This is a genomic window from Streptomyces sp. NPDC020379, assembly GCF_044387105.1.
Lineage (GTDB): Bacteria > Actinomycetota > Actinomycetes > Streptomycetales > Streptomycetaceae > Streptomyces.
This window is the reverse complement of sequence record NZ_JBIRVR010000019.1, coordinates 54852-74803: the sequence shown is the minus strand read 5'-3', so window position 1 is coordinate 74803 and position 19952 is coordinate 54852. Positions and strand designations below refer to the sequence as shown.

The following is a 19952-nucleotide window of genomic DNA, read 5'->3' as shown; positions in this document are numbered from 1 at the left end:
CCTCAGACGGCCACCTCCGCGCCCGCCAGCTCCCGCGCGACCTGCCGCGCCTGCCGCACCACATTGCGCAGGTGGTTGGCGAACGGGATGCGGACGTGCGTCCCCACCCCCACAACCCACACCCGCTCCGGCGCGGCCCCGGCCGCCCGGCGGACCCGCAGATCGCCCTCCAGGTGGTCGACGGCCGTGGCGTGCGGGGGCGGATCACCCAGGTGCAGCGCGGAGCCCGCGCGGTCCCAGTGGAGCACCGGCGGGTGATAGCCGGTGGCGTTGACCACGTAGTCGAACCGCTCCACCCGCCCGTCCGGTGCCGCCACCCGCCAGGCGCCTCCGTCGAAGGCCACGGCGGACGGGTAGGACGGTGCCATCCGCAGCGCGCCCGAGTCGAAACAGGCCAGCAGGCGGCGGGCGTTGACCGCGGTCACCGCGGTGGCGTAGCGCCCGGTGAACCACCCGAAGCGCGCCGCGAGCGCCGTGCGGCGCGCGGGCGGCAGCGCGGGCGCGAGGGCGATCACGGCCTCGATCAGGGGCACCATCACCCCGGCACACGCGCAGGCCCCCTCCTCCATCAGCGCCGTCTCCTCCCGCAGCCGCCGCACGGGGTCGGCCGCCCGCGAGGTCTGCCGCCGCAGCGGCAGCGGGCCGAGCAGCCGGACGGCCTCCACCACGCAGCGGACCAGCCGCTCCTCCAGACAAGGGTCGCCGGGGTCGAGCCGGGCGATCCGGTCCAGCGGCGGGAAGTCCCGTACGGGCGCGGCCAGCGACACCCGTACGGCGGGCAGCAGACCCGACGGCGAGGTCACCGTCGTGCGGTGCCCGTCCCGGCACAGCAGCAACGAGGCGTCCACCGCCGACTGGTGACTGCCGACCACCAGCACTCGCGAATCCGGGCGCAGCGTCCGGATCCGGGCCGCCGGATAGGGGCTGTCCAGATAGCGGGGGTGAGCGGTGAAGGCGGCGAAGCCGTCGGGGGTGCGGGGGCGGTGGACGCCGGTGCAGACGACGACGCCGTCGGCCCGCACCACCCGCCCGTCGGCCAGCTCGATCCGCGGCCCTTCCGCGCCCCGCGTCTCGACCAAGGCGGCCGTGCCGCGCACCTGCCGCACGGCGATGCCGTGGGCCGCCGCCCGCTCCCGGGCCCAGGTGAAGCGGTCGTGGCAGTACTCGGCCATCCGGGCGCGGGGGACGCAGTCCTTCTCGCCGCCGGTCCAGCCGTGCCGTCGGAGGTAGGTGACGAAGTCGAAGGGCCGGTCCGCGAGCAGGGAGTTGATCTCCACGGCCGTGTTGCACAACAGCAGCGGGTCGGTGTCCCCGAAGGCGAGCCCCCACCCCGCGGGCTGGGGGTCGATGAGGAGAACGGTGCCGACGCGGCCGCGCCCGGCCCCTCCGGAGGGGCCGAGGAGCGTACGCACCAGGTGGAGGATGACGCTGGTCCCGGCGACCCCGCCGCCGACGACCGCCACGGTGCGCCCCGGACGCCCGCCCTCGGGCCCCTCCTCCCGGCCGCCGTCGGGCCCGGCGTCCCACCCGGAGGCGGACTCGGCGATGCGTCCCACAGGCACCTCCCTTTCCGTAGAGCACCCTGCCCAGTCGGCCGTCCGGCGGAACCCGCCGCCGCCGACAGCGGCGGAAACGGCCGGGATGCGGCCCGTGGGGCGAGGGGTTAGGTTCCGTTGCGGGGCGGCGCACACCACACGCCCGCCGCCCCGTCATCGCCACCGGCGGGGCGCGTGATCCCCGAAGGGACGGGACATCGCGTGGACCACGGCCCCGGCACAGCACCCGGCCCGGAGGCGGCCGACCCCGCCCGCTGGGCGATGCTCGCGGTGCTCTGCGCCAGCCTCCTCCTGGTGGCCATGGACGCCACGATCCTCAACGTGGCCCTGCCGTCCCTCATCAAGGAGATGCGGCCGGACGCCCTCCAGCAGTTGTGGATCATCGACATCTACGGCCTGGTGCTGGGCGGGCTGCTCGTGACCGCGGGCGCCGTGGGCGACCGGGTGGGCCGGAAGCTGCTGTTCGTCGCCGGGTTCTCCGCCTTCGGGGCGGCCTCGGTGCTCGCCGCCACCGCCGGGATCACCGAGAGCGTCCTCCAGCTGATCGCCGGCCGGGTGCTGCTCGCCATCGGCGGGGCCATGGTGATGCCGTCCACCCTCTCCCTGATCCGCACCATCTTCACCGACGCCCACGAGCGCACCCTCGCGATCGGGATCTGGGCCGCCGTCGCGGGCGCGGGCGCCGCGATCGGCCCCCTGGTCGGCGGTGTGCTGGTGAACGCCTTCTCCTGGTCGGCGGCCTTCTGGGTGAACGTGCCCGTCGTCGTGGTCACCGTCGTCGCGGCCGTGCTGCTGCTCCCCGAATACCGCAGCCCCTCGCACCACGCCCTCGACCTGTGGTCCGCCGCGCTGTCCGTGGCCGGAGTCATCGCCACCGCCTGGGGCATCAAGCACCTGGCGGGCGGTTTCCGGCCCGCCGACCTGGCCGCGCTGCTGGCCGGCCTGGCGGCGCTCACCTGGTTCGTACGCCGCCAACTGGACGCCGCGGACCCGCTGCTGGACGTCCGGCTCTTCGCCGGCAGGCCCTTCCTGGCGGCCGCGCTCGCCACCCTGACGGCGATGATGGCGATCGGCGCCGCCCTCTATCTGATCTCCCTCTGGCTTCAGTATGTGCACGGCTACGACGCCCTGGCGGCCGGGCTGCGGACCCTGCCCGTCGCGCTCGCCCTGCTCGCCTCGTCGCTGGCGACGCCCTGGCTGCTGCGCCGGATCGGGGTGCGGACCGTGCTGACGGTGGGTCTGGCCGCGCTGCTGTGCGGCTTCGCCGTGCTGGCCGCGGCCCCGCGGCCGCCGGACTACGGCGTGGTGGCGATCGCCCTGATCACCTTCGGCATCGGCGACGGCATGGCCATCACCGCCTCCGCGGCGGTGATGGTCTCGGCCGTGCGCCCCGAGCGCGCGGGCCAGGCGGGCGCGGTCTCCGAGAGCGCCTACGAACTGGGCATCGGCTTCGGCGTGGCCCTGCTCGGCAGCATCCACACCACGCTGTTCCGCTCCCGGATGACCGGTCTCCCGGCCGAGGTGCGGGGCGCGGACCTGGCGACCGCGCGGCAGTCGGTGGGCGGCGCCGACGAGGTGGCCCGCTCCTTCGGCACCGACAGCGCGGTGGGCCGGGCCCTGCTGGCCGCGGCGCGCTCGGCGTTCGACGACGCGCTGGCCACCACCGCGCTGGTGTGCGTGGGCATCGTCGCGGTGGCGGTGGTCCTGGCGGCGCTGCTGGTCCCGAAGGACTTCCGGGCGGATTCGGCGCACTGACCCGCCGCGGGGCGGGCCCGCGAGGCGGTACGGACCGGAGGATTCCTCACGCGCGCCACGTGCCGCGGCACGCGGCCGCCAGGAAGCCCGGCCCGAAGGACAGCAGCAAGCCCCGCTCGCCGTCGCCCGGCGGGTCCTCGTGCGTGCGGGCGAGCACGTCGAGGACGGCGACACCGCCCAGGTTCCCGTTCTCCGCCAGGCTGTCCCACGAGTGCCGCAGCATCGTCGCGTCGACGCCGAGGCCCCGCGCGGTATCGTCGAGGACCCGTGGCCCGCCCGGATGGACGACCGCCCACCGCGGTTCGGCGGACGGCGCCTGCACGGAGTCCAGCCAGGCGCCCAGGGCGGGCATCACCTCGCCGGTGGCCTCGGTGGCCTCGCGGGTGGAGTCGAAGTGCAGCCCGGCGTCGTCGAGCCGGCCCCGGTAGCGGTCGCCGCTGTCGGGCAGCAGGTACTCCCAGGTGTCCTCGACGCGCAGGCCGGGGCCGAGCGGGGCGTCGGTGACGACGCAGGCGCCGGCGCCGTCGCCGAACAGCGCCTTGTAGATCATCGATTCGAAGGCGGTGTTGCGGTGGTTGTAGATCGTGCTGATGGTCTCCGCGACGACCACCAGGACCCGGCTCCCCGGGCGCGCCCGCACATGGTCGGTGGCGCGGACCAGGGCCTGGGCCCCGCCCACGCAGCCGAGGGACGTCATGGGGACCCGGCGCACGTCGGCGCGCAGCCCGAGCGCGCCGATGAGGTGGATGTCCAGGCCCGGCACGGCCCACGAGGTGGAGTGGCTGGTGACGATGCAGTCGATGTCCGACGGCTCGAGCCCGGTGTCCGCGAGCGCGGTCCGCGCCGCCCGCGTGGCCAGTTCGGCGGAGTCGGCGAACGCCACCCGGTTGCGCTCCTCCACCGACGCGGTCCCGGAGACCGTGGGGGAGTCCAGCGGCTGGGTGAACCTCCGGGTGCGCACACCGGTGGCGTGGACGACGCGCAGCACGGAATCCAGCCGCGGATGGTCCGCGTGGTGCTCACGGATGTCGTCACAGATGTCCTCGGTGGTCACACGGTGACGGGGGAGGGCTATGGCGGGGGGCGAGACGTGCGATGTCACGGGACCTCCACGGGTCGGGGCGGCGGCCGGCCTTGGTCGGGGGCGGTGTCCGGCACGGGCCGACCCGCACGGTCATCCTGCGCGCAGCATGGGCCGGCGGGTCGGTCCGCTCCGTTCACCGGCACGGAAGACCAGCACCATAAGCCGGGCGCGCGGTGACGCGAGAGGCTCCGCGCTGCACAGCGACACCCAGCCGGGGCCCCGCACCGGGTGCAGCAGCGGCCGTTCGTCGCCGTCGGGGTGGACGTACGCCCCGCCGCCCGCCTCGTAGAGCGGCCCCACCACCGGGTCGGCGAGGATGTCCGCCTCCAGCTCGCCGAGCGTCTCGTCGTGGGGCAGCGCCGCCACGGCCGCGCGCATCTGCGGCAGGATCATCGGCACCCAGTGCTCCTGCCAGCCGGCGAGGACCGTGCGGGCCTCCGGGTGGAGCGTCATCCACCGCATCGTGTTCTGAGGGACCTCGCGGCGCGGGAACATCTCGGCGAACGCCTGGTTGTGCGCGAGCACCCGCCAGGACTGGTCGTTGATGTAGGCCATGTGGGACTGGCCCTCGACGACGTCCTGCCAGGCCCGGGGCACCTCCGTGCCCGAGCGCTGGTGCAGCGGGTAGGGCGGGCGGCGGTGCACGGCGTAGAGCCACAGCGACGTCCACTCGTGCTCGGTGAACGCGAGCAGCCGCGCGACGTCGCGCAGCAGGTCCTCCGGCGGATTGGGGTACGCGCCCGTCTCCAGTCGGTTGAACGTGCCGTAGGTGCGGTGCAGCAGCTGGTCGATCTGGCTCTGGGTCAGCCCCGGGGCGCGCCTGCCCTGGCGTGACGGACGGACGAGTCCGTGGTCCTCCGGAGCGATCCGGCCCCGCCGTTCGCGGAGCAATGCCTGTAGGGCTTCCTTGTCCAACGGAAATCTCCCCCCAATATCACGAACGGCGCCGCAAGGGGAAGCCGATTTGTTGGGTCACTTTTTCCTGCAAAAAGCTCTCCGCAGAAATGATCGCATCCCTGCTGCATGATCGACCCACGGGTCAGCAGCCACGGGGGTGCCGCTGACCTGGTCCGACTTCACCGCGAGCAGGTGGTCGTGAGAGAGCTGGAGGGAGGGGGACACCATGCGTGCGCTGACCGACCGACAGGGACAGCAGTGGGCGGGGAACATCCGCCCGCAGCTTCCGCGAGCGGCGTTATAGGAACGGCGGGGCCGCGCCCCGCCCCTCCGCGCGCGTCTTCGCCGCGCCCCGCCGCCCGTGTGCTCCGAACGGGCGTCGCACGGCCCCGCGCCGGGCTGTCCGCGCCGCTCCACCGGTGCCTGCTGATAGATCGGCGGTACAGGCGCGACGCGAAGGAGCCCGTCATGCGCGAGAGCCGGGGAGTTCCCTCCGCCGCGGCGAGCGCCGCCCGGATCGGCGTCACCTGCGCGGGCGCGGTCCCCGCGGCCGTGCTCCGCCTGAGCGGCACCCCGCTCGCGCCCGGCTGGACCGTGGCCGTCTTCGGCCTGGGCGTGCTGTGCTCGGCGCTGTTGCTGATGTGGGCGGCCGAGACCGCCCGTGCCGACATGGCCGGCGCGCTCGCGCTCGCCCTGCTGGCCTTCATCGCGGTGCTGCCCGAATACGCCGTCGACCTCTACTTCGCCTACGCCGCCGGCTCCGACCCCTCGTACGCCGCCTACGCCGCGGCCAACATGACCGGCGCCAACCGGCTGCTCGTGGGCGTCGGCTGGCCGCTGGTCGCGCTCGCCTCGGCGCTCGCGCTGCGCCGCCGCGCCCTGCCGGACACCGGGATCGCGCTGGAGCCGCACCGGCGCATCGACGTCGCCTTCCTCGCGGTGGCCGCCGTGTTCGCCTTCGTGATGCCGCTGACCCGGGAGATCGGCTGGTACGTCCCGGTGGTGATCGTCCCCTGGTACGGCTACTACCTCTACCGGATCGGCAAGTGCGGCTCGGGGGAGATGGAGGAGCTCGTCGGGGTCCCCGCGCGGCTCGCCACGCTGCCCCGGGCCGCACGCCGCGCCACCACCGCGTCGCTGTTCGCCGCCGCCGCGGCCGTGGTCTTCGCCTGCGCGGAGCCCTTCGCCAACGGCCTGGTGGAGGCGGGCGCCTCGCTCGGCATCGACCGCTTCGTCCTGGTCCAGTGGCTCGCCCCGCTGGCCTCCGAGGCCCCGGAGCTCATCGTCGCCGTGGTCTTCGCGTGGCGGCTGCGGGCGAGTGACGGACTCGGCGCGCTGCTGTCCAGCAAGGTCAACCAGTGGACGCTGCTGGTCGGCTGCCTGCCGCTGGCCCACGCCCTGGGCGGCGGGGGAGCGGCCCTGCCCCTGGTGACCCGTCAGGTCGACGAGGTCGCCCTGACCGCCGCCCAGACCGTCCTCGCCGTGGTGGTCCTGCTCGGCCTGCGGTTCGTTCCCCTCCAGGCCGCCGGTCTCTTCGTCCTCTTCGCGGTGCAGTTCGCCCTGCCGGGCGAGTCCGCCCGGCTGCTCATGGCCTATGTGTATCTGGGCCTCGCCGCCCTGCTCCTGGCCACCCGCGTCCGCCACCTGCCGGCCACGGCCCGGGCCCTGGGCGGGCGGATCGAGGGGGACCCGCACTACTGACGCGGCGGCCACGGCCCGGCCCATGGCCGCCGGTCACGGTTCGGTGATGAGATCGGTGAGGGCCTTGATGCCGTCCGCCGCCAGCACCTGGCGCTGCCGGTCCGCCGGGGTGCCCCGCCGCAGCAGCCGGTGCACCAGCGAGCTCACCCGGTGGAGGTCGCCGGACTCCTCCAGCGCCTGCCCGATGTGCCCGAGCAGGGCGTGGACGACGTCCTCGGCACCGCGCTGCTTCCCCTCGGGGTCGACGAGGACGCCCTCCAGACCGTGCCGGGCGGCGTGCCAGTTCGCGGCGCTGAGCAGCTCCGGCGGGCAGTGCGCCGACCGGCGGCCGCTCTTCTCGTCGCGGATGGCGGTCGCCACCATGCCGCGCACGATCCCGGCGAGCATCACGGCGTCGTCGACGCGCAGCTGGACGTCCAGGCAGCGCACCTCGATCGTGGGATAGCGGTCGGACAGCCTGGCCTGCCAGTACAGCTGCCCCCGGTCGGTGATCGCCCCGGCGACGAAGAGCGCCTGGATACGCTCCTCGTAGTCGGCGAGGTCGGTGAAGTGCGGGGGCGGTCCGCTGACGGGCCAGCGGCTGTAGACCACGGTGCGCCAGCTGGCGAAGCCGGTGTCGTGACCGTGCCACATCGGTGAGTTGGCCGCCATGGCCACCAGCACCGGCAGCCAGGGGCGGACGCGGTTGAGTACGGCGACGCCCATCTCCCGGTCGGGGATGGCGACATGCACGTGCATCCCGTTGACCAGCTGTTCGTCGACCAGTTGGGCCGCCCGGCCGCGCATCGCCAGATAGCGCGGGTGCCGGGTGACGGGTACGGGCACCAGGCCCGCGCGGGGTGACGTGCCGGACGCCGCGATCCGGCAGCCGTTCCGCTTGGCGGCGGAGCTCACGGCGTGGCGCAGCCGCAGCAGATGGCCGCTCGCCTCCGCGAGGTCGGCGCAGACCGGAGTGGCCACTTCCACCTGGGCCTGCAACAACTCCGCCTGAATCTCCCGCTCGTGCACGACCGGCTCCAGGTCCACCGCTGCGCAGACCTGCTCCGCCTTCGGAACGGGCAGTGCGGTGGCCGGGTCGAGCAGAAGATACTCCTCCTCGATCCCTAGGGTGAGCATGCCGTAGGGCTACCCTCGCGCTGTCGAGGCGAACCGCGCGCTCCCCGCGGTCGCGTGTTTCTGACGCAAAGACGTCCGCCCTCGCGCGCGTACCGGCGGCGGGGCGGCGCCGGGTGACCGGATTTCAGTCTCCGGATTACCTCAACTCCCAAGAACGAAAAGGAGTTGCGTGATTTCCGTGCGCCGGAAAAGCACCCCGGTTCCCTGACCGCCGCGAAGTGAAGAAGTTCACAGAAAGCCGTTCCGGCTCCGGTTTCCGGGACTTCGTGATGCAGGATCGTCACTCGAACACAAGATCCCGTCACCGAGACGGGCACCCCGGGCGGACGCCGAGTCCTGCCGCCGTTCCGGGTGCGGAGCAGACCGACTGGATCGGCAGGAGCGGGAGACCCAGGTACGGCGGACCACGATGGCGGTGGTCCTTGGGGTGAAGCCACGGATGTGGCCGGGCAACTTCGACAGCCCGAACCCGACAGGTCATCTTTCGCAGGCGGATGACGAAGGGTTTGACATGTCTGCGTTCCCCGGCATATCCACGCGTGTGTCCAAGGCCGGCGCCGCGACCGTCCTCACCGCCGCCACCGTCACCGCCTCGATGCTGCTGCCCGGAGTGGCGGCGAACGCCCAGGCGGCGACACCGGGTCAGGCCGCGCTGAAGGTCGCCGCCTCCAAGAAGGGCTCGCCCTACCAGTACGGCGCCGCGGGCCCCAACCGCTTCGACTGCTCGGGCCTGACGCTCTACTCGTTCAAGAAGGTCGGCAAGAACCTGCCGCGCACCGCGCAGGACCAGTACAACAGGACCCGGCACCTCTCCGCCGGCTCCCGCCAGACCGGCGACCTGGTCTTCTTCCACTCCGGCAGCAACGTCTACCACGTGGGCATCTACGCCGGTGACAACAAGATCTGGCACTCGCCCAAGCCCGGCGCGTCGGTCCGGCTGGAGAAGATCTGGAGCAACAGCGTCTGGTACGGCCGCGTCAACTGACCCGGCGGACCGCCGAGAAGACGGCCCCCCGCGCCGTGAGGCGCGCGGGGCCGTGTGCCGGTACGGGTGGTGCGGCCGCGTGGCGCGGGATCAGGGCAGTTGCGCCCCGAGCGCCTGCAGGGCCGCGGGTACCGGCTGGAAGAAGGTCTCGCCACCGGAGGAGCAGTCCCCGCTGCCGCCCGAGGTGAGGCCCAGTGCCGTGTCGTTGTCGAAGAGCGCGCCGCCGCTGTCGCCCGGCTCGGCGCACACGCTGGTGTCGATCAGGCCGTCGACCTGGCCCTCCTGGTAGTTGACGGTCGCGTTGAGGCCGGTGACCTGGCCGTCGTGCAGGCCGCTGGTGCTGCCGCTGCGCTGCACCTGCTCGCCGACCGTCGCCTCACCGGCCCGGCTGATGTTCTGCTGGCTGCCGTTGTAGAGGTCGACCGCGCTGGTGTGGTCGGAGGAACCGGTGTAGCGCACCAGGGCGTAGTCGTGGCCGGGGAAGGTCGAGCTCTCCGTGGTGCCGGCCTGGGCGCCGCCCTGTGAGTCGGACCACTCGGCCGAGGCGTTGCCGCAGTGCCCCGCCGTCAGGAAGTACGGCTGCCCGTCCTTGCTGACGTTGAAGCCGAGCGAACAGCGCACGCCGCTGCCCCAGATGGCGTCGCCGCCGGCGATGAGCGGCCGGAAGGTGCCCGCCGTCCTTCTGAGCGTGGCCTTGTCGCCCAGGCTCGCGACGACCTTGTCGAGCTTGCTCAGCCGCTCCCCGCGCACCGTGCTGTCGGCGGTGACGACGACCTTGTTGGTCCTGGGGTCGACCGACCAGGCGGTGCCCGGGATGGACGCCTGGGCCTTGAGGGTGCCTCTGGCCGAGGCGAGCTCGGCCGCCGAGTGCCGGACCTGCCGGGCCTCGGCGCCCGCGGCCCGCACCTTCGCCGCGGTCGCCGCGTCGAGCACATCGACGACGAGCCGGTGGGTGGTGGCGTCGTAGTACGAGCCCGCGGTGTCCGCCGGGAGCTCGGCCGCGATCCGCTGGGCGAGGCCCGTGGCCTGCTCGGCGGAGACGGTGCCGGGCGCCGGTGCGGACATGGCGTGGGCGGCGGGCAGGGCGAGCGCGGCGGTCGCGAGGACGGCGGCGGCCGTACCGGCCATGGCGGAACGGCGTGCGGATATGCGAGGACGTTTCACGAGACCTCCAGTGGGGGGTGCCCGACGGGACCGATGTCCGGGCACGGAGGGTGCATGTGACGGGCTGACAGGGGCGTGACGGCCGATGCGTCACCCGGAGCCGACCGGGAGATGCTAGTCGCGTCCATGTCAATTCTCTGGAGTATCGGATCGCCCCTGTGAACGTTCAAGAGCGACATTCGGTCGTACGGGCGAGGTGTCGGCAAGTCCCTTGCGTCACATGCGTACCGCGAGCCGTTCTTGTGAACGCCCGTGACGGGCGCGGATGAGCGAGGGGCGGTGAGCGGACAGGAAGGGGCGCGGCTGTCCGGTAATCGTTCCTTCGGGGGTGAGGCGAAGGTTTTTTTGCGCACCTTTAACGGTGCCCGGATTCAACGGTGCCCGGAGCGCCCGGACGACGACGGGCCTCGACCGCGAACGCGGTCGAGGCCCGCACCTGCGGCCCGCTCGGGCCTACTGCGCGCCCGTCGTGTGCGTCGGGCGGATCGGACCGCTGGGCTCGGTCCCCGGGATGGGGGTGCCCTCCGCGTGCTCGACGGGCGCGCCCAGCCCGGCGAGGATGGCCTGCTCGCTGGGCGTGTTCTGCTCTGCGGGCTGCGCGGCCTCGGTGGGCTTCAGGGCGTCGGTGGTCATGCGGAACTCCTGTCGTGCGGGTCGAACGGTCTTTCGCCGAAGTATGTGCCACCGCGATCAACAGGCGATCAACGGTCCCGCACCCGTAACGTCACGGGTACCGCTTGCCGCGCGAACCCTTGAGATACTGTCCCCCTTGTCGCCGGGCGGAGTGTGCGCGGCGAGGTCGGGGGAGACATGGGCGCCAGCGGAGCGACAACGGGAGCACGGCTCTCCTTCCAGCTGCTCGGCCCCGTGCACGCACAGCTCGACGGGCACCAGGTCGAGCTCGGTGCCCGGCAGCAGCGCGCCATGCTCGCCGTCCTCCTGCTGCGCGGCGGCCGCACGGTCTCCAGCGACGAACTGATCGACGCCCTGTGGGGCGAGCTGGCACCGCCTCAGGCCCTCGGCACCATCCGGACCTACGCCTCCCGCCTGCGCAACCTCCTCGAACCCGGCCGGGTGGCCAGGACCCCGGCCACGGTCCTCGTCTCCTCCGCGGGCGGCTACGCCCTGCACATACCCCCCGAGCAGGTCGACGCCGTCGTCTTCCAGCGCCGTCTCGCCGAGGCGGCCGAGGCCCGCGACGCCGGGGACACCGAGACCGCGCACAGCCGCTACGCCGCGGCCCTCGACCTCTGGCACGGCGCCGCGCTGGCCGGGCTCCCCGGCCCGTACGCCGAACGGCAGCGGCACCGGCTCTCGGAGGCCCGCCTCGTCGCCCAGGAAGGGCTCTTCGACTGCGCCCTCGCCCTCGGCCGCCACGCCGAGATCGTCCCCGAGCTGAGCTCCCTCGCCGCCGAACACCCCCTGCGCGAACGCCTCCGCGCCCTGCTGATCCTCGCCCTCTACCGCTGCGGCCGCCAGGTCGAGGCCCTCGCCGCCTTCACCGGCACCCGGCGCCTGCTCGTCGCCGAACTCGGCGTCGAACCCGGCCCCGAACTCACCGAACTGCACGCCAGGGTGCTCGCCGCCGACCCCGGACTGGCCTACGCCCCGGCCGCGGCCCCCGAGCCCGCGGCCGGCCCCGCGGACGCCGCGCGCCCCAGGGCCGTCCCCTTCCAGCTCCCGGCCGGCATCCCCGACTTCACCGGGCGCGAAGAGCTCGTGCGCGACGTGTGCGCCGCTCTCACCGAGCCCTCCGGGCCCGCCGTGATGATCGCCATGCTCACCGGCATCGGCGGCGTCGGCAAGACCACGCTCGCCGTGCACGCCGCCCACGTGGCCCGCCCCTGCTTCCCCGACGGCCAGCTCTACGTCGATCTCCAGGGCCAGGGCGCGCACCCCGCCGACAGCGGCAGCGTCCTGGCCCACTTCCTCCAGGCCCTCGACGTCCCCGAGACGGACATCCCCGACGACCTCGGCCAGCGCGCCGCCCTCTACCGCTCCGTGCTCGCCGACCGGCGCGTCCTGCTCCTCCTCGACAACGCCCGCGACGCCGCCCAGATCCGCCCCCTCCTCCCCGGCACCGCGGGCTGCGCCGTCCTCGTCACCAGCCGGTCCCGGGCCCTCACCCTCGGCGGCGCCCGCCACTTCCACGTCGGCGTCGCCAGCGCGCCCGAGGCCCTCTCGCTCCTCGCCGCCATCGTGGGCGCCGAGCGGGTCGCCGCCGAACCCCGGGCCGCCGCCGCGCTCGTCGCGGCCTGCGGCCATCTGCCGCTCGCCGTGCGCATCGTGGCCTCCCGCCTGGCAGCCCGGCCCGGCTGGACCATCGCCTCCTTCGGCACCCGGCTCGACGACGAACGCCGCACGCTCGACGAACTGCAGGCCGGCGACCTCACCGTGGAGGCCACCTTCCGGCTCGGCTACGCCCACCTCGCCGACGACCAGGCCAGGGCCTTCCGCCTGCTGGCCCTCCCCACCGCCCCCGACCTGTCGCTGCCGGCGGCCGCCGCGCTGCTGGACTGCGACGAGTTCACCGCCGAGGACCTCGCCGAGGCTCTCGCCGACGCGGGCATGCTGGAGTCGTACGCCACCGGCCGCTACCGCTTCCACGACCTGCTGCGGCTCTACGCGCGTCGCCAGGCCGAGCAGACCGACACCCCGCAGGAGCGCCACGGCGCCGTCCAGCGCCTCCTCGACCACCATCTCGCCACGGTCGGCAACGCCTCCCGCACCCTCGAACCCGACCACGCGCTCCAGCGCCACCTGCACCCCGTCACCCTGCCCGGCGTCCCCTTCGCCGACGCCGACGACGCCCGGCAGTGGCTGCGCCACGAGCACATACCGCTCGCCTCCCTCCTCGCCCAGGCCGTCCCCGGCGCACCGGACGCCCTGCGCCCCGCCGGCGACCTGCTGCTCACCTGGTCCGGCCTGATCGAGGGCCCCGCCCACCGCGAGGAACTGCGCCGCCTCTGCGAACTCACCGCCGACACCGCGCACGCCCGCGACGAACCCCGCGTCGAGGCCCGGGCCCGCTACACCCTCGGCAACCTCCACTACCTCACCGATGTGTACGACGCCGCCGAGCGCGAACTGACCACCGCGCTGCGGCTCGCCGAGGAAGCCGCCGACAACCTGTGCCGCCACCTCGCGGCCAACGCGCTCGGCATCCTCCACCTCGCCACCGACCGCCCCGACCGGGCCCTCCCGCTGCTGGAGCTCGCCGGCTCCCTCTGCGACGGTCTCGACGACAAGGGCAGCGAGGCGCGGGTGCTCGCCAACACCGCCCGCGTGCACCTCGCCCTCGCCCAGCCCGAGCAGGCCGAACGCGCCGCCGCGGAGGCCGTCCGGCTGGCGGAGGCGACCGGCAACGGCCCGACCGTGGCGATGACGCTCTACCAGCACGGCTACGTCCTCCGCAGGACCGGCGCCCCCGCGCTCGCCGCCGAGCGCATGCGCGGCGCGCTCGGCCACTTCATCTCCCAGCACCAGCGCGGCTGGGAGGGGCTGGCCTGGGCGCGCCTCGCGGAGTGCCGCCTCGACGAGCAGCGCGACGAGGACGCCGTCTCCTGCGCCGAGGAGTCCCTGCGGATCGCCCGCGAACTGGGCAAGAGCTACTGCCAAGGGCTCGCCCACGCCGTGCTCGGCCAGGCCCTCCCGCGGCTCGGCCGCCCGGACCGCGGCCACGACCACCTGCGCGAGGCCCTCACACTCTTCACCCGTCTCGGGGTCCCCGAGGCCGGCGCGGTCCGCGCCCTGCTCGACACGGCGACGGCGCCCACCCCCTGAAGACCACGCCCGCCACCCACCCGGGCACAGACTCTCTTTCCCTTGCCTGGAGGAAACACTTCCAAGCCTTTGACCTGCGCTTTGCCACCCCCGACCTGCCCGTAGATCCACTCCGGCCGGGGCTACGCTGAGCGATCGTGGCACTGACCAATCTCACCCCCGCCCGAGCCTTCGGCACCTGGCAAGCGGACCCCTTCGGCCTCGCCCTCATCGTCCTCCTCGGCGGTCTCTACGCCTGGGGCGTCGTGCGGGTGACGAGGAAGGGCGAGCGCTGGCCCGTGGTCCGTACGCTCGCGTTCGTGACCCTCGGCCTCGGGGCGATCGCCGTCGCGACCCTGTCGGCCCTCGCGGTGTACGACCGGGTCCTCTTCTGGCCCGCCGCGGTGCAGAACATCCTCCTCGACCTGATCGCACCGCTCGGCCTCGCCCTCGGCGATCCCGTCGCCCTCGCCCGCCGCGCGCTGCCCGCCCGCGGCGCCGAGCGGCTGCACCGGGCGATGCGCGGGCGCGTCGTGAGAGCGCTCACGTTCCCGCTGGTCAGCACCCTGCTCGTGCTCGCCACGGAGTTGTGCGTCTACTTCACGCCCTACTTCGAGGCCGCCCTGCGGAACGAAGCGATCCACCGGCTGATGTACCTCCACCTCCTCGCGGCGGGCAGCCTGTTCGTCCTGCCCATGCTCTCCCGCGAGGAACTGCTGCCCGCGTGGTGCAGCCACCCCGTGCGGGCGCTGCTGGTCTTCGTCGACGGGCTGGTCGACGCCGTGCCCGGCATCGTCGTGATGACCAGCGGCACCCTGATCGCGGGCGGCTGGTACGGATCGCAAACACGCGGCTGGGGCCCGAGCCCGGAGCACGACCAGGCGCTCGGCGGCGGACTGATGCTGTCGATCGCCGAACTCGTCGGCATGCCCTTCCTCATCGCCGTCTTCGTCGAGTGGCGCCGCGCCGAGCGGGTCAGGACGGCCGAGCTGGACCGAAGGCTCGACCAGGAGCTCACTACGGTCCCCGCTCCCGCCGTCACCCCGGAGCGCGCCGCCGAGCCGCCCGCTCCCGAGCTGACCCGCCCCTGGTGGGAGACCGACCAGGGCGTCGTCGGCGAGCGCTTCCGGCAGACCCGGGACAACCGCCCGTAATTGACTTGGCCGCCGCCCCGGATCTCCGCGGACTTGCCGCACGCACGATCCGAATCGCCCGATCCGGGCGGCCGGCACGAATGCCGGCCCTCACTGCCCGAGGGTCACCGGAATGCCGTCGAACTGCCCGCCGAGACAACGGAGACCGGTCGGGCTCGTCCCGTCCTGATCGACGAATCCACCCCCGCCTACGCACTGCCCGGCGGTGACGGTGTCCTGCTTCGCCATGGCGGACTGTGCTGTGGCGGAAGCGGTCCCGGCGATGCCGAAGAGCACACCGGCCCCGAGCACCAGGGTGCACAGAGAAGATGCGAGGTATCGCATGTCAACTCCACTCCTAGGGTGCGTTTTCCTCTTCAGGACAGATGATCGGCCCTGCGGATGAATTCCGAATACCTGCTCAATCTTCGTGTGGCGCATTGTCCCCCGAGTGGGCTATACAGCAGCCTGTATGCGGGGTGGCGTCGAAGAGCCCGGGCCGGTCGCATCGCCACGGAGGCCAGGAGTTAATGTCGGCCCTCGTGACCGACACTTCCTCCTGTCTGAGCGCGACAGCGGACGCCTATGACGCCGTCGCCGTCCGCTATGCCGAATTCGTCCGCGGTGCGCTCGACCGGCTGCCGATGGACCGTTCCGTGCTCGCCGCGTTCGCGGAATGCGTGCGGGCCGCGGGCGGCGGGATCGTCGGAGAGCTCGGCTGCGGGCCCGGGCACATGACGGCGCACCTGCGGGAGCTGGGGCTGGACGCCTACGGTGTCGACCTCTCGCCGGTGATGATCGACCTCGCCCGCCGGGCGTTCCCCGGTCTGCGCTTCGAGGTCGGTTCGATGGGCGCCCTGGCGGAGGACGACGCCGCGCTGGACGGTGTCATGTCCTGGTATTCGGTCATCCATGCCCCGCCGCGCGAAATCCCTTCGTACATGGCCGAGTTCCACCGAGTGCTGGCCCCGGGTGGCCACCTCCTGCTCGCCTTCTTCGAATCCGAGGGCGACCCGGTGACGCCGTTCGACCACAAGGTGACCACGGCCTACCGGTGGCCGATCGACGACCTCGCCGGCCTGGCCCGTGACGCCGGTTTCGCGGAGATCGGCCGCATGCTGCGCGAGCCGCAGGAGGGCGAGCGGTACCGGCGCGGGCATCTGCTGATGCGCAAGCAGTAGGAGCGCGGCTCCGCGCGGACGCGAGGGCGCCCCGCCGTCAGCGGGGCGCCCTTCCCGGTGTCAGTGGCCCCGGGCGATCCAGTCGGCGAGCGCCGGTGCCTCGGCGCCGACCGTGGTCGCGTCGCCATGGCCCGTACGCACCACCGTCTCCGGCGGGAGGGACAGCAGCCGGTCCCGGATGGAGTCGATGATCGTGGGGAAGTCCGAGAAGGACCGCCCCGTCGCGCCGGGGCCGCCCTGGAAGAGGGTGTCGCCGGTGAACACGGTCCCCAGCGCCGGCGCGTACAGGCAGACGGCACCCGGGCTGTGGCCCGGGGTGTGCAGCACCGTCAGCTCCACGCCGGCGACCGACAGGACCTGGCCGTCCGCCAGTTCCCGGTCGGGCGCGACGCCCGGGTGGGTCAGATCCCACAGCTCACGGTCGGCCGGGTGCAGCAGGACCGGCGCGCCCGTACGGTCCGCGAGGGCGGGAGCCGCGTCGATGTGGTCGTTATGGGCGTGCGTGGAGACGATCGCGACCAGCGGGCGCCCGCCCACCGCCTTCGCGATCGCGTCGGCGTCGTGGGACGCGTCGACGACGAGGACCTCCTCGTCGTCACCGACGAGCCAGACGTTGTTGTCGACGTCCCAGGTCCCGCCGTCGAGGGCGAAGGTCCCGGACGTGACCAGGTGCTCGATACGCGCCGCCATCACAGCATCACCACCGAACGCAGCACATCGCCCTTCTCCATGCGGTGGAAGGCGTCCTCCACCTCGTCCAGCGCGATGGTCTCGCTGACGAACGCGTCGAGGTCGAGGCGCCCCTGGAGGTAGAGGTCGATGAGCATGGGGAAGTCGCGGGAGGGCAGGCAGTCGCCGTACCACGAGGACTTCAGCGAGCCGCCGCGCCCGAAGACGTCCAGCAGCGGCAGCTCCAGCTTCATCTCCGGCGTCGGCACGCCCACCAGGACCACGGTCCCGGCCAGGTCCCGCGCGTAGAACGCCTGCTCGTACGTCTCGGGGCGGCCCACCGCGTCGATGACGACGTCCGCGCCGAAGCCGCCCGTCAGCGAGCGGATCGCCTCGACGCCGTCGACGGAGCGGGAGTTGACGGTGTGCGTGGCGCCCAGCGACTTCGCCGTCTCCAGCTTGGCGTCGGCGATGTCCACCGCGATGATCTTCGAGGCGCCGGCCAGCCGGGCACCCGCGATCGCCGCGCCGCCGACGCCGCCGCAGCCGATGACCGCCACGGTGTCCCCGCGCCCCACCGCTCCGGTGTTGATCGCCGCGCCCAGGCCGGCCATCACGCCGCAGCCGAGCAGGCCCGCGGCGGCCGGGGAGGCGGCGGGGTCGACCTTGGTGCACTGCCCGGCGGCCACCAGGGTCTTCTCCGCGAAGGCGCCGATGCCCAGGGCGGGGGAGAGCTCCGTGCCGTCGGTGAGCGTCATCCTCTGCTTGGCGTTGTGCGTGTCGAAGCAGTACCACGGGCGCCCGCGCAGACAGGCCCGGCACTGCCCGCAGACCGCGCGCCAGTTGAGGATCACGAAGTCGCCCGGGGCCACCTCGGTCACCCCGGCGCCGACCGACTCGACCACACCGGCGGCCTCATGGCCGAGCAGGAAGGGGAATTCGTCATTGATCCCGCCCTCCCGGTAGTGCAGATCGGTGTGGCACACCCCGCACGCCTGGATCTTCACCACGGCCTCGCCCGGACCGGGGTCGGGCACCACGATCGTCTCGACCCGGACCGGTTCGCCCTTGCCTCGGGCGATGACACCGCGTACTTCTTGCGCCATGGGGTGCAGCCTGCCTTTCTCGGTGAGTCAGCTGTCCCCACTCTGCGCCGGAAGCGGCGATGTGTCCAACACCCCGTTCCGATCACATTCAGCAGCCGTCCTGCTCAATCGCCGTCGCGGTGCGCGATGGTCGCCAGCAGGGCCCGCGCGGCCGCCGTCGGCTGGCCCGCGGCGGGCACGGCGACCCCCACCTTCCACCGCACCGGCCCCTCCAACGGCACCGCGCTCAGCCCCCGCGCCTGCTCCTTGAGCGTCACGGGCCGGGGCACCACCGCGGCCCCCAGGCCCCGTGACACCAGGTCCAGCAGCGTATAGACGTCATTGACCTGGAGCGCCACCTTCCGCGTCACCCCCGCCTCGGCGAACGCGAGATCCGCCGCCCGCCGCGCGCCCCAGTCGGGGTGCAGGTCCACGAACACCTCCCCGGCCAGCCGCGCCGCGGGCACCGGCCCGCCGACGCCCGCCAGCGGATGGTCCGCCCGGCACAGCAGCATCAGCGGTTCCTCGGCGATCCGGCGGAGCCGCACGCCGTCGTGGATGTCGTCGTGCACGACGAAGGCCAGGTCGAGCTCGCCCCGGCGCACCTGCTCCAGCAGCCGCCCGGAACCCGCCTGTTCCATGTGCACCTCCACCTGCGGGTGGAGCGCGTGGAAGGAGGCCAGCAGCGCGCCGGCGTCGACCGTGCCCATGCACTGCTCCGTACCGACCGAGAGCGTCCCGCCCATCAGCCCCTGCACGGCCGCGACCGCCTCCCGGGCCGCCGCCGCGCACGCCAGCGTCCGCCGCGCCTCGACGAGCAGCGCCCGCCCGGCGTCCGTCAGCCCGACCCGCCGGGTGGTGCGGATGAACAGCTCCGCGCCCAGCTCCCGTTCCAGTGCCCGCACGGAGGCCGACACCCCGGACTGGGCGACGCGCAGCCGCTCGGCGGCGTGCGTGAAGTGCTGCTCCTCGGCGACGGCCACGAAGTGTTCGAGGTGTCTGAGTTCCATGATTGAGCATGGTAGGTGCTGGATGCGCATGCCCTGCCGGAGTACGGGAGCCGGGAGCCGGCGGGAACCCCGCGGGACGGCAGGAGAACCGCCTCCACACCCCCTCCACACCGGCATCACCAACACTTCCCGGCCAACTCGCAACATCGCCGCAACACTGTCACGTGGCTCACACCTGCTCCGTAGGTCACATTCCGGTTGGCGGGAGTGGCCGGTCCTGTTCGGGTGGTGCAGCCAAGGCGTGGCCGCTCTGTCTAATCTCCGGCGCCATGCGCAGAACAACTTTGGGACGGCTCAGCCTGTCCGCAGCCCTCGCGTCCGTCGTCGCCCTGCTCGGCATGGCCGAGCCCGCCACCGCCGCGACCCCGCCCATGACCATCACCGTGGACAAACAGTCCGCGACCCCCGGCTCCACGGTGAACATCACCCTGGCGTTCACCAACGACCAGGCCACGAACGCACAGTTCGTGTACCAGTCGATACAGCCGACGTACAACACCCAGCAGGACCCGGGCCTGAAGTACGCGTTCACCACCTGCACCGGTGACACCACCAACTGCACGGTGCCGACCCACCAGAGCGGCGCGGTCAGCTACAACGCCCCCGTGCTGCCGAACGGCACCCGGACCGTCACGATGAGCTACCAGATCGCCGCCGACGCGGCGTGCGGGCCCTCGCGGCGGATCGAGTTCTACACCTACCTCTACTACGAGTACCAGGGCGGCCAGGCCAAGAAGGACGGGATGTACCCCGTGGGCGGCACGGACATCGTGTGCAAGACCCCCACGGCCCGCGCCGGCCACTGAGCCACCGGCCCCGGCAGTGAACAGGCGCCGGACCGCGCCGCTTTGCTG

At 73.2% G+C, this 19952-nt stretch carries 17 protein-coding genes and 1 riboswitch; of the genes, 7 read left to right on the top strand and 10 right to left on the bottom strand.

Translation table 11 applies throughout. From position 1 onward, the window contains the following. Positions 1–2 precede the first annotated feature (2 nt). Entirely contained in the window at positions 3–1556 is a 1554-nt protein-coding gene (locus ACH427_RS23620; RefSeq protein WP_398872187.1) for an FAD/NAD(P)-binding protein, read from the bottom strand. A 201-nt stretch (positions 1557–1757) separates the two neighbouring features. Between ACH427_RS23620 and ACH427_RS23615 the strand changes: the two genes are divergently transcribed. Continuing rightward, positions 1758–3311, top strand: coding sequence for an MFS transporter (locus ACH427_RS23615; RefSeq protein ID WP_398872185.1), 1554 nt, complete (start codon positions 1758–1760; stop codon positions 3309–3311). Between the two features lie 46 nt (positions 3312–3357). Here ACH427_RS23615 and ACH427_RS23610 read toward each other — a convergent pair whose 3' ends face one another. Next, positions 3358–4413 carry a type III polyketide synthase gene (locus tag ACH427_RS23610; RefSeq protein WP_398872183.1) on the bottom strand — a complete coding sequence of 352 codons (1056 nt, stop codon included), beginning with the start codon at positions 4411–4413 and terminating at the stop codon, positions 3358–3360. A 72-nt stretch (positions 4414–4485) separates the two neighbouring features. Continuing rightward, positions 4486–5310 carry a helix-turn-helix domain-containing protein gene (locus ACH427_RS23605; protein WP_398872181.1) on the bottom strand — a complete coding sequence of 275 codons (825 nt, stop codon included), beginning with the start codon at positions 5308–5310 and terminating at the stop codon, positions 4486–4488. A 450-nt stretch (positions 5311–5760) separates the two neighbouring features. Here ACH427_RS23605 and ACH427_RS23600 point away from each other — a divergent pair, with 450 nt between their 5' ends. Beyond that, positions 5761–6993, top strand: a complete 1233-nt coding sequence (locus ACH427_RS23600; protein WP_398872179.1) for a hypothetical protein — start codon at positions 5761–5763, stop codon at positions 6991–6993. 33 nt (positions 6994–7026) lie between these two features. On the opposite strand, the gene ACH427_RS23595 is transcribed toward ACH427_RS23600, so the two are convergent. Then, on the bottom strand, positions 7027–8109 hold the full coding sequence (locus ACH427_RS23595) for a glutamate--cysteine ligase (RefSeq protein WP_398872177.1): 1083 nt from the start codon (positions 8107–8109) through the stop codon (positions 7027–7029). Between the two features lie 330 nt (positions 8110–8439). Further along, positions 8440–8617, top strand: a riboswitch (cyclic di-AMP (ydaO/yuaA leader). 3 nt (positions 8618–8620) lie between these two features. On the opposite strand from ACH427_RS23595, the gene ACH427_RS23590 reads away from it, so the two are divergent. Next, a complete protein-coding gene (locus tag ACH427_RS23590; RefSeq protein WP_398872175.1) occupies positions 8621–9094 on the top strand; it encodes a C40 family peptidase in 474 nt (157 codons plus the stop codon). Positions 9095–9184: 90 nt separating this feature from the next. On the opposite strand, the gene ACH427_RS23585 is transcribed toward ACH427_RS23590, so the two are convergent. Further along, the gene (locus ACH427_RS23585; protein ID WP_398872173.1) at positions 9185–10258 is read right to left on the bottom strand and encodes a S1 family peptidase; all 1074 of its coding nucleotides are present in this window, start codon (positions 10256–10258) and stop codon (positions 9185–9187) included. Between the two features lie 453 nt (positions 10259–10711). After that, positions 10712–10891, bottom strand: a complete 180-nt coding sequence (locus ACH427_RS23580) for a hypothetical protein (RefSeq protein WP_398872171.1) — start codon at positions 10889–10891, stop codon at positions 10712–10714. Between the two features lie 177 nt (positions 10892–11068). On the opposite strand from ACH427_RS23580, the gene ACH427_RS23575 reads away from it, so the two are divergent. Continuing rightward, the gene (locus ACH427_RS23575; protein ID WP_398872169.1) at positions 11069–14041 is read left to right on the top strand and encodes an AfsR/SARP family transcriptional regulator; all 2973 of its coding nucleotides are present in this window, start codon (positions 11069–11071) and stop codon (positions 14039–14041) included. A gap of 134 nt (positions 14042–14175) precedes the next feature. After that, a complete protein-coding gene (locus ACH427_RS23570) occupies positions 14176–15174 on the top strand; it encodes a cytochrome c oxidase assembly protein (RefSeq protein WP_398872296.1) in 999 nt (332 codons plus the stop codon). Between the two features lie 90 nt (positions 15175–15264). Here ACH427_RS23570 and ACH427_RS23565 read toward each other — a convergent pair whose 3' ends face one another. Then, on the bottom strand, positions 15265–15498 hold the full coding sequence (locus ACH427_RS23565; RefSeq protein ID WP_398872167.1) for a hypothetical protein: 234 nt from the start codon (positions 15496–15498) through the stop codon (positions 15265–15267). A 197-nt stretch (positions 15499–15695) separates the two neighbouring features. On the opposite strand from ACH427_RS23565, the gene ACH427_RS23560 reads away from it, so the two are divergent. Next, positions 15696–16334 carry a class I SAM-dependent DNA methyltransferase gene (locus ACH427_RS23560; protein ID WP_398872165.1) on the top strand — a complete coding sequence of 213 codons (639 nt, stop codon included), beginning with the start codon at positions 15696–15698 and terminating at the stop codon, positions 16332–16334. 60 nt (positions 16335–16394) lie between these two features. Here the strand turns inward: ACH427_RS23560 and ACH427_RS23555 are convergent, their stop codons facing one another. The 3 genes from ACH427_RS23555 to ACH427_RS23545 form a co-directional block, all read right to left on the bottom strand. Further along, complete coding sequence (locus ACH427_RS23555; RefSeq protein WP_398872163.1) at positions 16395–17024, bottom strand: MBL fold metallo-hydrolase; 630 nt, start codon at positions 17022–17024, stop codon at positions 16395–16397. Beyond that, positions 17024–18109, bottom strand: a complete 1086-nt coding sequence (locus ACH427_RS23550; protein ID WP_366005765.1) for an S-(hydroxymethyl)mycothiol dehydrogenase — start codon at positions 18107–18109, stop codon at positions 17024–17026. The genes ACH427_RS23555 and ACH427_RS23550 overlap by 1 nt, the downstream gene beginning before the upstream one ends. 104 nt (positions 18110–18213) lie before the next feature. Continuing rightward, entirely contained in the window at positions 18214–19098 is an 885-nt protein-coding gene (locus ACH427_RS23545) for a LysR family transcriptional regulator (protein ID WP_398872161.1), read from the bottom strand. 269 nt (positions 19099–19367) lie between these two features. Here ACH427_RS23545 and ACH427_RS23540 point away from each other — a divergent pair, with 269 nt between their 5' ends. Continuing rightward, positions 19368–19904: a hypothetical protein gene (locus ACH427_RS23540; RefSeq protein ID WP_398872159.1), complete on the top strand. Its 537-nt coding sequence runs from the start codon at positions 19368–19370 to the stop codon at positions 19902–19904. The last annotated feature ends 48 nt before the right edge of the window (positions 19905–19952 follow it).